The sequence below is a fragment of the Pseudomonas sp. GM84 genome (genome assembly GCF_000282535.1).
Taxonomy (GTDB): Bacteria; Pseudomonadota; Gammaproteobacteria; order Pseudomonadales; family Pseudomonadaceae; genus Aquipseudomonas.
The window spans coordinates 1-11,450 of the sequence record NZ_AKJC01000224.1; the positions used below are offsets into that span (position 1 = coordinate 1).

The following is an 11,450-nucleotide window of genomic DNA, read 5'->3' on the forward strand; positions in this document are numbered from 1 at the left end:
GCAAGCCGGCTCCCACACAGGCTGTGGGAGCCGGCTTGCCGGCGATGGGCTGCACAGCGGCCCCCTGTTCAAGACCACAAAACAGCCTTCAGGTTGCCTGCCACCCGATCAAGGGCAGCCCGGCGCCATGCGCTGGTGGTCTTCGTCATACTTTTCCAGGCCTTCCGGGCCCACGCGCTTGCTGATCACCGGCACGGTCTCGGCTTGCCACTCGGACTGGTAGCAACCGCCCTTGGGCGCTTGCGCCGAATCGCCGTCCGGGGACGGGCTGCTGGAGCAGGCGCCCAGCAGACCTGCCACGATCATCACAGGCAATCGCTTGACCATCAGGTCGCTCCCTTTGCCAGGCGCCGCCATTGTCAGGCTTTTGCCCGCTCTTCCAGGATCGCCACGGCCGGCAGTACCTTGCCTTCGACGAACTCGAGGAATGCACCGCCACCGGTAGAAATGTAGGAGATATCCTTGCTGACGCCATATTTATCGATGGCTGCCAGGGTGTCGCCACCACCGGCGATGGAGAACGCGGCGCTGTCGGCGATGGCCTTGGCCAGCACCTGGGTGCCGTTGCCGAACTGGTCGAACTCGAAGACACCGACCGGGCCGTTCCACAGGATGGTCTTCGACGACTTCAGCAGCTCGGCGAAGTTGGCGGCGGTTTGTGGGCCGATGTCCAGGATCATGTCGTCAGCGGCAACGTCAGCGATGGCCTTGACGGTAGCTTCGGCGCTTTCGGCGAATTCCTTGGCGACCACCACGTCGACCGGCAGCGGTACGCTGACCTTGGCGGCGATGGCCTTGGCGGTGTCGACCAGGTCAGGCTCGTACAGCGACTTGCCCACCGGGTGACCGGCAGCAGCGAGGAAGGTGTTGGCGATGCCGCCACCGACGATCAGCTGGTCGCAGACGGTGCTGAGGCTGTTCAGCACGTCCAGTTTGGTGGACACCTTGGAACCGGCAACGATGGCCGCCATCGGCTTGGCCGGGGCCTTCAGGGCCTTGCCCAGGGCATCCAGCTCGGCTGCCAGCAGCGGGCCGGCAGTGGCGACCTTGGCGAACTTGGCAACACCATGGGTGGAGCCTTCGGCGCGGTGGGCGGTGCCGAAAGCGTCCATGACGAACACATCGCACAGGGCGGCGTACTTCTGCGCCAGCTCGTCGGCGTTCTTCTTCTCGCCTTTGTTGAAGCGCACGTTCTCGAACAGCACCACGTCACCGGCCTTGATCTCGACACCGTCCAGGTAGTCGGCAACCAGTGGCACGTCGCGGCCCAGGGCCTTGCTCAGGTAGTCGGCTACCGGCTTGAGGCTGTTCTCGGCCGAGAATTCACCTTCGGTGGGGCGGCCCAGGTGCGAGCAGACCATTACCGCCGCGCCCTTTTCCAGGGCGAGCTTGATGGTCGGCAGCGCTGCCAGGATACGCGCGTCGCTGGCTACCACACCGTCCTTCACAGGCACGTTGAGGTCTTCGCGGATCAGTACGCGCTTACCTTGCAGGTCGAGGTCGGTCATCTTCAACACGGTCATGAATGCAGTCCTTCAGGGCTGTTTGCTGCGGGTTGGGTGGACGACGTGCAGATAGTGTTCGGCAACGTCGAGCATACGGTTGGCGAACCCCCATTCGTTGTCGAACCAGGCCAGCAGGTTCACCAGGCGGGGGCCTGAGACGCGGGTCTGGCTGGCATCGACGATCGCCGAATGCGGGTCATGATTGAAATCACAGCTGGCGTGGGGCAGCTCGGTATAGGCCAGCAAGCCTTTCAGCGGGCCTTCCAGCGCCGCCTCGCGCAGCACCCGGTTGACTTCGGCCGCGCTGGTGTCGCGGGCGGTCTGCAGGGTGATGTCCAGGCACGAGACGTTGACGGTCGGCACGCGTACCGCTTTGGCCTGGATTCGCCCGGCAAGTTCCGGAAGCAGGCGCTCGATACCACGCGCCAGCCCCGTGGACACCGGGATCACCGACTGGAAGGCCGAGCGCGTGCGGCGCAGGTCTTCATGGTGGTAGGCGTCGATCACCGGCTGGTCGTTCATGGCCGAGTGGATGTTGGTGATCTGCACGTACTCGATGCCGAAGGCCTGGTCCAGCACCCGCAGCAGCGGCACACCGCAGTTGGTGGTGCAGGAGGCGTTGGACACCAGTCGCTCGGTGCCGGTCAGGCAATCCTGGTTGATGCCGTAGACCACCGTGGCATCCACATCGGCCTCGCTGGCCATGGGCTGGGAAAACAGCACCCGCGGCGCGCCGGCATCGAGGAAACGCTGGCCATCGGCACGGGTGTGGTAGGCGCCGGAGCATTCAAGCACCAGGTCGATATCCAGGGCTGCCCAGTCGACGCCCTCGGGGGTGGCGCTGCGCAAGACCTTCACGCAGTCGCCATTGATATGCAGACAGTCGCCGTCGACCCTGACCTCGCCGGGGAAACGCCCGTGGGTGGAGTCGAAGCGTGTCAGGTATTCCACGCTGGCCTGGTCGGCCAGGTCGTTCAGCGCAACGATCTCGAAACCAGCCTTTGCCCCACGCTCGAACAGTGCGCGCAGGACACAGCGGCCGATGCGGCCGTAACCGTTGAGTGCAACTTTGTAGGGACGCGGGTGGGGCATAGGTAGCTCGTGAACTCCGGCGGTTGAACGGGGCCGCGGGGCGACCCATTCGCGGCACAAGGCCGCTCCCACAGGGTACTGCGGCGTACGCAGATCCTGTGGGAGCGGCCTTGCGCCGCGAACGAGGGCCGGCGGCCCTCGCTTTGCCTGTATCAGTCTTCCAGCAGCTCTTCGGCGGTGCCCAGGATGTTTTCCAGGGTGAAGCCGAACTCCTCGAACAGTGCAGCGGCCGGAGCCGACTCACCGTAGGTGGTCATGCCGATGATACGACCTTCCAGGCCGACGTACTTGTACCAGAAGTCGGCGTGGGCAGCTTCGATGGCAATACGCGCGCCCACTTCCACCGGCAGCACGGACTGCTTGTAGCCAGCGTCCTGGGCGTCGAACACGCTGGTGCACGGCATGGAAACCACGCGCACATTGCGGCCCTGCTCGGTCAGCTTGGCATGTGCCTGAACAGCCAGGCCCACTTCCGAACCGGTGGAGATCAGGATCAGCTCAGGCTCGCCTGCGCAATCCTTGAGGACGTAGCCGCCGCGGCTGATGTCGGCGATCTGCTGAGCGTCGCGCGCTTGGTGCTGCAGGTTCTGGCGCGAGAAGATCAGCGCCGACGGGCCATCCTTGCGCTCCAGGGCGTGCTTCCAGGACACGGCCGATTCGACCGCGTCGGCTGGGCGCCAGGTGTCCAGGTTCGGCGTGCTGCGCAGGCTGGTCAACTGCTCGATCGGCTGGTGGGTCGGGCCGTCTTCGCCCAGGCCGATGGAGTCGTGGGTGTAGACGTGGATCACGCGCTGCTTCATCAGCGCCGACATGCGCACTGCGTTACGGGCGTATTCCATGAACATCAGGAAGGTCGCGCCGTAAGGCACCAGGCCGCCGTGCAGGGCGACGCCGTTCATGATCGCGGTCATGCCGAACTCGCGCACGCCGTAGAACACGTAGTTGCCGCTGGCGTCATTGGCTTCGACACCCTTGCAACCTTTCCACAGGGTCAGGTTGGAACCTGCCAGGTCCGCCGAGCCGCCGAGGAACTCAGGCAGCAGCGGGCCGAAGGCGTTCAGGGCATTCTGGCTGGCCTTGCGGCTGGCGATGGTCTCGCCCTTGGCAGCCACTTCATTGATGTAGGCCTGGGCCTTCTCGCTGAAGTCGGCCGGCAGCTCACCGCTGTCACGGCGCTTGAACTCGGCTGCCAGCTCCGGGTAGGCCTTGGCGTAGGCGTCGAAGCGCTGGTTCCAGTCGGCCTCGGCCTGGGCGCCGGCAGTCTTGGCGTCCCACTCGGCATAGATGTCGGCAGGGATTTCGAACGGACCGTGGTTCCAGTTCAGTTCCTTGCGGGCCAGGGCGATTTCGTCGTTGCCCAGCGGTGCGCCGTGGCAGTCTTCCTTGCCCTGCTTGTTCGGCGAACCGAAGCCGATGATGGTCTTGCAGCAGATCAGGGTCGGACGGTCGCTCTTGCGCGCCGTCTCGATGGCCATCTTGATTTCTTCGGCGTCATGGCCGTCGACGTTGCGGATCACCTGCCAGTTGTACGCTTCGAAGCGTGCCGGGGTGTTGTCGGTGAACCAGCCGTGCACTTCACCGTCGATGGAAATGCCGTTGTCGTCGTAGAAGGCAACCAGCTTGTTCAGACCCAGGGTGCCGGCCAGCGAGGCGACTTCGTGGGAGATACCTTCCATCATGCAGCCATCGCCGAGGAACACGTAGGTGTTGTGGTCGACGATGTTGTGGCCTTCACGGTTGAACTGGGCACCCAGCACTTTTTCAGCCAGGGCAAAGCCCACGGCGTTGGCCAGGCCTTGGCCCAGCGGGCCGGTGGTGGTCTCGACGCCCGGGGTGTAGCCGTATTCCGGGTGACCCGGGGTACGGCTGTGCAGCTGGCGGAAGCCTTTGATGTCATCGATGGTGACGTCGTAGCCGGTCAGGTGCAGCAGCGAGTAGATCAGCATCGAGCCGTGGCCGTTGGACAGCACGAAGCGGTCACGGTCGGCGAAGCTCGGGTTGCTCGGGTTGTGCTTCAGATAGTCGCGCCAAAGTACTTCAGCGATATCCGCCATGCCCATAGGGGCACCTGGGTGGCCGCTGTTAGCCTTTTGCACGGCATCCATGCTGAGGGCACGAATGGCGTTGGCACGTTCACGACGGCTGGGCATCGCTTATCTCCTGGGCTTGAATAGGTGGTGTTACGAAAAAAGGCGGCCATTTTCGCCCACAGGCGGGCCCGGGGGCAATGACGTATGGTCGCAGTTGGGGATTTTTCCTGTGATTGGGCGCCAAATCGGGTGAAAACCGGGAGTGCCAAGCCACCAACCACCCGCCCATCACCCAATATCAAAACTTTTTGATATTGGCCTTGCGAGGGCAACGCTGCCTGTCTAGACTGCCGCCCCATGAATCAGCGCGTGCAATCGATCCCGTCCCAGCAAAGCGACACCCTGGCAGCCCTGTGCAAGGCCAGCGGCGACGAGCTGCGCCTGAACGTTCTGCGGGTACTGGCCAGCGACTCGTTCGGCGTGCTGGAACTGGCGCAGATCTTCGACATCGGCCAGTCGGGCATGAGCCACCACCTCAAGGTGCTGGCCCAGGCCGAGCTGGTGGCCACGCGCCGCGAAGGCAATGCCATTTTCTATCGTCGCGCCCTGCCGCACGGCCGCCTGCACACGGCGCTGCTCGAAGAGGTCGACGAACTGGCGCTGGCGCAGGATGTCCAGGCCCGCATCGCGCAGATCCAGCAACGGCGCGCGGCCACCAGCCAGGACTTCTTCCTGCGCGTGGAAGAGAAGTTCCGCGCCCAGCAAGATCTGATTGCCGGCTTGCCGCAGTACCGCGAAAGCCTGCTGGCCCTGCTCGACAAGCTGAATTTCGCGCCAAGCGCCAGTGCGCTGGAGGTAGGCCCCGGCGACGGTGGCTTCCTGCCCGACCTGGCCCGGCGCTTCGCCCGCGTCACGGCCATGGACAACAGCCCGACCATGCTCGAGCTGGCGCGCCAGGTCTGCGAGCGCGAAGGCCTGGACAATGTGAACCTGCAGTTGGCCGATGCACTGGGTGCAACGGATGTGGAAGCCGACTGCGTTGTGCTGAACATGGTCCTGCACCATTTCAGCGACCCGGCCCTGGCCCTGCGCCAGCTGGCCAAACGGGTGAAAGCGGGCGGCAGCCTGCTGGTCACCGAACTGTGCAGCCATGACCAGGGATGGGCGCGGGACGCCTGCGGCGACCTCTGGCTTGGCTTCGAACAGGACGACCTGGCCCGTTGGGCCAATGCGGCCGGGTTAGCCCCCGGGGACAGCCTCTACGTGGGCTTGCGTAACGGTTTCCAGATACAGGTCCGCCATTTCCAGCGGACGGCTGGCGACACACACCATCGGTAAATTTTAGGAACCCTTCGAGATGAGCGAATACTCCCTTTTCACCTCCGAGTCCGTGTCCGAAGGGCATCCGGACAAGATCGCCGACCAGATTTCGGACGCGGTCCTGGATGCCATCATCGCCCAGGACAAGTATGCCCGCGTGGCCTGCGAAACCCTGGTCAAGACCGGTGTCGCCATCATCGCCGGTGAAGTCACCACCTCGGCCTGGGTAGACCTGGAAGAACTGGTGCGTAAAGTCATCATCGACATCGGCTACAACAGCTCCGACGTCGGCTTCGACGGCGCCACCTGCGCCGTGATGAACATCATCGGCAAGCAGTCGGTGGACATCGCCCAGGGCGTCGACCGCTCCAAGCCGGAAGACCAGGGCGCGGGCGACCAGGGCCTGATGTTCGGCTACGCCAGCAACGAAACCGACGTGCTGATGCCGGCGCCGATCTGCTTCTCCCACCGCCTGGTCGAGCGCCAGGCCGAAGCGCGCAAGTCCGGCTTGCTGCCATGGCTGCGCCCGGACGCCAAGTCGCAGGTCACCTGCCGCTATGAAAACGGCAAGGTGGTCGGCATCGACGCCATCGTCCTGTCGACCCAGCACAACCCTGAAGTCTCGCAAAAAGACCTGCAGGAAGCCGTGATGGAGCTGATCGTCAAGCACACCCTGCCTGCCGAACTGCTGCACAAGGACACCCAGTACCACATCAACCCGACCGGCAACTTCATCATCGGTGGCCCGGTGGGCGACTGCGGCCTGACCGGCCGCAAGATCATCGTCGACTCCTACGGCGGCATGGCCCGTCACGGTGGTGGCGCGTTCTCCGGCAAGGACCCGTCCAAGGTCGACCGTTCCGCCGCCTACGCCGGCCGCTACGTCGCCAAGAACATCGTTGCCGCCGGCCTTGCCGAGCGTTGCGAGATCCAGGTGTCCTACGCCATTGGCGTGGCCCTGCCGACTTCGATCTCGATCAACACCTTCGGTACCGGCAAGGTTTCCGATGACAAGATCGTCCAGCTGGTGCGCGAGTGCTTCGACCTGCGTCCGTACGCCATCACCACCATGCTCGACCTGCTGCACCCGATGTATCAGGAAACCGCTGCCTACGGTCACTTCGGCCGCACCCCGCAGCAGAAGACTGTCGGCGACGACACCTTCACCACCTTCACCTGGGAGCGCACCGACCGCGCCCAGCAGCTGCGTGACGCTGCCGGCCTGTAAGTTTCCTACAGCGGTAAACGAAAGCCCCTGCCGAGCGATCGGCAGGGGCTTTTTTGTGACATATCACCTGACAACTGTGTCGTGCAGGTTCAAGGGCACCTGCCTAGGCTGAAGCGCTTCACTCCGCCACGCAAGGATGCTGGCCATGCCATGGATGCTGTTCTTCACGCTGCTGATACTGCCCGCTTTTCCTTCCCATGCCCGCGAATGCCCGGCATGGTCCGCTGCGCGGGCAAGCGCCGAAGTGGCCGCCTTGCGCGACACCCTGGGCCGCTGGGACGACCAGTACCACCGCCTCGGCAAGGCGCTGGTGGCCGACGAGCTGTACGACCAGAGCCATCAGCGCCTGCTGCAGCTGCAGCGGTGTTTCGCACTGGCGGGCGAACTGAACTCACTGGCCGGCGCACGTGGTCCCATAGCGCATCCGGTTCCCCATACCGGCGTCGACAAACTGCCGGACGAGACAGCTGTACGGCGCTGGATGGCGGGCAGGTCAGGCGTGTGGATCCAGCCGAAGGTCGATGGCGTTGCTGCCTCGTTGAGCTACCGGCAAGGCCAACTGGTGCAACTGCTCAGCCGCGGCGACGGCCTTCAGGGGCACGACTGGAGCCGTCACATTCCCTACCTCGAGGCGATCCCTCGGCAACTCTCCCGGCCACTGGACCTGACGCTGCAGGGCGAGCTGTACCTGCACCTGGAGGCTCACGTGCAGTCCCAGGCAGGCAGCGTCAACGCCCGTGGCACGGTGGCCGGCTTGCTGGCGCGCAAGCAACTGGACCGTGAACGCGGTGCCAGCATCGGTCTTTTCGTCTGGGACTGGCCGCACGGCCCGACCCATCAGGCCGAACGCCTGGCACAACTGAGCGCGCTGGGTTTCCCGGACAGCCAGCACTACAGCAAAGCAGTCGACACCCCCGAGCAGGCCGCCCACTGGCGGCTGCACTGGTATCGCTCCCCCCTGCCCTTCGCTACCGACGGTGTGATCCTGCGCCAGGACAGCCGCCCACCTGCCGAGCGCTGGCAAGCCAATGCACCTTACTGGATCGCGGCCTGGAAGCACCCGTTTGCCCAGGCGCTGGCAGAGGTCCGCGATGTGCATTTCCGGGTTGGACGCACCGGCAAGATCACGCCGCTGCTGAAGCTTCACCCGGTCGAACTGGACGATCGACGCATCTCTCAGGTCAGCCTGGGTTCGCTGGCCCGCTGGCAAGCCGTCGACGTTCGCCCAGGGGACCAGGTGGCGATCAGCCTCGCCGGACTGACCATCCCACGCTTTGAACAGGTCGTGCACCGCGCAACCGAGCGCCAGCCCGTCGCACCGCCCGCGCCGGGCCGCTTCGACGCCCACAGTTGCTGGCAGGCCAGCGCAGGTTGCGAAGAGCAGTTCATCGCCAGGCTTGCCTGGCTCGGTAGCAAGCACGGCCTGGCCATGCCCGGTACAGGCCCCGGCACCTGGCGACGGTTGGTGGAAAGTGGGCGGGTGGCTGCCATCACCGATTGGCTGGCACTCGATGCCGATCAATTGATCACAGTACCCGGCGTCAGCGAAGCCACGGCCAACCGCTTGCTGTACAGCTTCGCTGTGGGCCGCTCTCGACCCTTCGAGCAGTGGCTTCGCGCGCTCGGCGCACCCGCACCGCGCGCACTGTCGCTGGAGGGCGATTGGCCGACGCTGGCCAAGCGCTCGACGGCTGATTGGCAAGCCCTGCCCGGAATAGGTGAAACGCGGGCGCGGCAGTTGGCCAAGTTCTTTTCCACAACCGATGTTCAACGCATCGCCGAACGATTGAGTGACTACGATATAGACGGATTCCAATTGCCTCGACTAAGCGTAGAGCAATGAGTTTTCACAAAAAAACAGGTACGAAAGGTCTTGGTTTGTTCTAGAAAAGTCCAACAAGGGTTTCTAAATCAACAAAACCAAGGCAGCATTTGTCCCACTTTTTGCTGCCCCCCCGTCAAGGAGGCCCTTATGAAATGTATTTCCACTCTCGTTCTGCTGGCAACGCTCGGTCTTAGCGCAGGTGTCGCCCAGGCGGCGCAACCGGATGCCGGCCTGACTGGCTGCGCCGCCAAACGCAGCGCCATCGAGAACCAGCTCAAGATCGCCCGTGATCACGGTAACAGCGACCAGGTCGCGGGCCTTGAAGAGGCGCTGCGTGGCGTCGACAACTGCACCGACGCGAGCCTGCGCAAAGAGCGTGAGCAAAAGGTCCTCGATGCCCGTCACGAAGTGGCGCAGCGCGAGAAAGACCTGAAAAAGGCCGAGAAGAAAGGCGACGCGGAAAAGATCAACAAGCGCAAGGACAAACTGGCCGAATCGCGCAAGGAACTGCAGGAAGCGGTCGACGAACTCGACCGTTGAAGACGTGAGGGCCCTATCGCCGGCAAGCCGGCTCCCACAGGTACTGCACAGCGCTCAAGGGCTGTGTTTTCCCTATGGGCCCCCACAGGTACTGGACAGCGCTCAAGGGCTGTGTCTTCCCTGTGGGAGCCGGCTTGCCGGCGATGAGGCCCTCACAGGCGATCAATGATTGCGGAATTCGGTATGGCAGGCCTTGCACGCGGCCTCGACCTTGTCCATCGGCCCCTTGAGCTGTGCAACGTCCAGTGGCTGGCTGCGCGTCACGTCGACCAGTTCGCCGGTGACGCCTTCCAGTTGCCGTGCAAGGTCATGAAAGCGCGCCTGCCGCTCCCACACTTCAGGCCGTGCGCTGCTGTCGCCGTCATCCCGGATCTGGGGGAAATGCTGCCAAGGTGCATGAGCCAGGCTATCGAGCTTCAATGCGCCGTCGGCGAACTTCGCGCCGTCGAACGGCAAGCGGCCGCGCAGCATGCCACCCATGTCCTCACTGGTCTTCAGCATGTCCTTGAAGATCGTCTTGCGCTTGCCCAGTGGCGAGTTCGGGTCGACCCGGTCACAGGCAGTCAGGGCAAGGGCGGCGAGCAGTACTACGGTCAATCGCTTGAACATCACGGTCACTTGGGCCTTCGCAAATGGGCGGCCAGTATCGCCGCCCTCCGGACAAAGACCAATAGCCACATAAAACACAGGGGTGATTCTTCATGTTCGCCCCTGACAGGAACCCTCCGATGAAATCTGCCCTGCGCCACCTGGCCTGGACACTCCCGGCCCTGGCCCTGCTGGCCGGCTGTAACGGCGGCGAAACCGCCAAGCCCGAGCCACATGCCATCGCCACCTATGCACCGGCCACCTGGAACGACCTGCCCAGTGTCAGCGACAGTGACCTGCTGGCAGGTTTCGCTGCCTGGCGGGTTGGCTGCGAAAAACTCAAGCGCGACCCCGCGTGGGCTCCTACCTGTGAAGCCGCGCAATCCGTTCAACAGGATCCCGCCCAGGTACGCACCTTTCTGCAGCAGCAACTGCAGGTCTACGGCCTTCGCTCTGCCGAAAACAACGCCAATGGGCTGATCACCGGCTATTACGAGCCGGTCTACCCTGGCAGCCTGAAACGCACCGAAACCGCGCAGGTTCCGGTGTACGGGGTGCCAGAGGACATGATCGTGGTCGACCTGGCCAGCGTCTATCCCGAACTCAAGGGCAAGCGCCTGCGCGGTCGTCTCGAAGGCCGCATGCTCAAGCCCTACGACACCGCCGAGGTGATCTACCGCGACGGCGCCAAGGCGCCGGTGCTGGCGTGGCTGACCGACCCGATGGACCTGCAGTTCCTGCAGATACAGGGTTCGGGGCGTGTGCAGCTGGACAATGGCCGCCAACTGCGCCTGGGCTACGCCGACCAGAACGGCCACCCCTACCGGCCGATTGGCCGCTGGCTGATCGAACAGGGTCAGTTGAAGAAAGAAGACGTGAGCATGGGCGCCATCCATGCCTGGGCCCAGGCCAACCCGCAGCGCGTACCGGAGCTGCTGGCCAGCAACCCCAGCTACGTGTTCTTCGGCACGCGCCCGGACAGCAACGAAGGGCCACGCGGCTCGCTGAACGTGCCGCTGACCGCGGGTTACAGCGTGGCCATCGATCGCAAGGTGATTCCGTTGGGTAGCTTGCTGTGGTTGTCCACAACGCGCCCGGATGGCACGCCCGTGGTACGCCCGGTCGGGGCCCAGGATACCGGCGGCGCGATCACCGGTGAGGTGCGCGCAGACCTGTTCTGGGGGACTGGCCCGCAGGCCGGGGAATTGGCGGGCAACATGAAGCAGCAGGGGCAGATCTGGATGCTGTGGCCCAAGGGCAAGCCATTGCCAGAGGTGCCAAAGGTTCCGTGAACCTGTACCGGCCTCATCGCCGGCAAACCG

Annotated in this window: 10 protein-coding genes; 5 read left to right on the plus strand and 5 right to left on the minus strand. The window is 64.2% G+C overall.

The annotated features are described in order from the left end of the window. Positions 1–108 precede the first annotated feature (108 nt). From PMI38_RS18225 to tkt, 4 genes are all read right to left on the minus strand, one after another. The gene (locus tag PMI38_RS18225) at positions 109–327 is read right to left on the minus strand and encodes a hypothetical protein (RefSeq protein WP_008096961.1); all 219 of its coding nucleotides are present in this window, start codon (positions 325–327) and stop codon (positions 109–111) included. Positions 328–359: 32 nt separating this feature from the next. After that, a complete protein-coding gene (locus PMI38_RS18230; protein ID WP_008096963.1) occupies positions 360–1,523 on the minus strand; it encodes a phosphoglycerate kinase in 1,164 nt (387 codons plus the stop codon). Between the two features lie 12 nt (positions 1,524–1,535). Beyond that, the gene (gene epd, locus PMI38_RS18235; RefSeq protein ID WP_008096964.1) at positions 1,536–2,597 is read right to left on the minus strand and encodes an erythrose-4-phosphate dehydrogenase; all 1,062 of its coding nucleotides are present in this window, start codon (positions 2,595–2,597) and stop codon (positions 1,536–1,538) included. Between the two features lie 152 nt (positions 2,598–2,749). After that, positions 2,750–4,747, minus strand: a complete 1,998-nt coding sequence (gene tkt / locus PMI38_RS18240; RefSeq protein WP_008096965.1) for a transketolase — start codon at positions 4,745–4,747, stop codon at positions 2,750–2,752. Positions 4,748–4,984: 237 nt separating this feature from the next. Between tkt and PMI38_RS18245 the strand changes: the two genes are divergently transcribed. From PMI38_RS18245 to PMI38_RS18260, 4 genes are all read left to right on the plus strand, one after another. Continuing rightward, positions 4,985–5,965 carry an ArsR/SmtB family transcription factor gene (locus tag PMI38_RS18245; RefSeq protein WP_008096966.1) on the plus strand — a complete coding sequence of 327 codons (981 nt, stop codon included), beginning with the start codon at positions 4,985–4,987 and terminating at the stop codon, positions 5,963–5,965. A gap of 19 nt (positions 5,966–5,984) precedes the next feature. Beyond that, positions 5,985–7,175, plus strand: a complete 1,191-nt coding sequence (gene metK / locus PMI38_RS18250; RefSeq protein WP_008096967.1) for a methionine adenosyltransferase — start codon at positions 5,985–5,987, stop codon at positions 7,173–7,175. A gap of 145 nt (positions 7,176–7,320) precedes the next feature. Continuing rightward, on the plus strand, positions 7,321–9,018 hold the full coding sequence (gene ligB, locus PMI38_RS18255) for an NAD-dependent DNA ligase LigB (RefSeq protein ID WP_008096968.1): 1,698 nt from the start codon (positions 7,321–7,323) through the stop codon (positions 9,016–9,018). A 129-nt stretch (positions 9,019–9,147) separates the two neighbouring features. After that, positions 9,148–9,540: a DUF1090 domain-containing protein gene (locus tag PMI38_RS18260; RefSeq protein WP_008096969.1), complete on the plus strand. Its 393-nt coding sequence runs from the start codon at positions 9,148–9,150 to the stop codon at positions 9,538–9,540. Positions 9,541–9,702: 162 nt separating this feature from the next. Here the strand turns inward: PMI38_RS18260 and PMI38_RS18265 are convergent, their stop codons facing one another. Next, positions 9,703–10,149, minus strand: a complete 447-nt coding sequence (locus PMI38_RS18265) for a c-type cytochrome (protein ID WP_008096970.1) — start codon at positions 10,147–10,149, stop codon at positions 9,703–9,705. 119 nt (positions 10,150–10,268) lie between these two features. On the opposite strand from PMI38_RS18265, the gene mltA reads away from it, so the two are divergent. Further along, a complete protein-coding gene (mltA, locus tag PMI38_RS18270) occupies positions 10,269–11,420 on the plus strand; it encodes a murein transglycosylase A (protein ID WP_008096972.1) in 1,152 nt (383 codons plus the stop codon). Positions 11,421–11,450 lie beyond the last annotated feature (30 nt).

Coding starts and splice junctions, on each gene's coding strand:
- PMI38_RS18225 (WP_008096961.1), bottom strand. CDS start 327: ATGGTCAAGCGATTGCCTGTGATGATCGTGGCAGGTCTGCTGGGCGCC.
- PMI38_RS18230 (WP_008096963.1), bottom strand. CDS start 1,523: ATGACCGTGTTGAAGATGACCGACCTCGACCTGCAAGGTAAGCGCGTA.
- epd (WP_008096964.1), bottom strand. CDS start 2,597: ATGCCCCACCCGCGTCCCTACAAAGTTGCACTCAACGGTTACGGCCGC.
- tkt (WP_008096965.1), bottom strand. CDS start 4,747: ATGCCCAGCCGTCGTGAACGTGCCAACGCCATTCGTGCCCTCAGCATG.
- PMI38_RS18245 (WP_008096966.1), top strand. CDS start 4,985: ATGAATCAGCGCGTGCAATCGATCCCGTCCCAGCAAAGCGACACCCTG.
- metK (WP_008096967.1), top strand. CDS start 5,985: ATGAGCGAATACTCCCTTTTCACCTCCGAGTCCGTGTCCGAAGGGCAT.
- ligB (WP_008096968.1), top strand. CDS start 7,321: ATGCCATGGATGCTGTTCTTCACGCTGCTGATACTGCCCGCTTTTCCT.
- PMI38_RS18260 (WP_008096969.1), top strand. CDS start 9,148: ATGAAATGTATTTCCACTCTCGTTCTGCTGGCAACGCTCGGTCTTAGC.
- PMI38_RS18265 (WP_008096970.1), bottom strand. CDS start 10,149: ATGTTCAAGCGATTGACCGTAGTACTGCTCGCCGCCCTTGCCCTGACT.
- mltA (WP_008096972.1), top strand. CDS start 10,269: ATGAAATCTGCCCTGCGCCACCTGGCCTGGACACTCCCGGCCCTGGCC.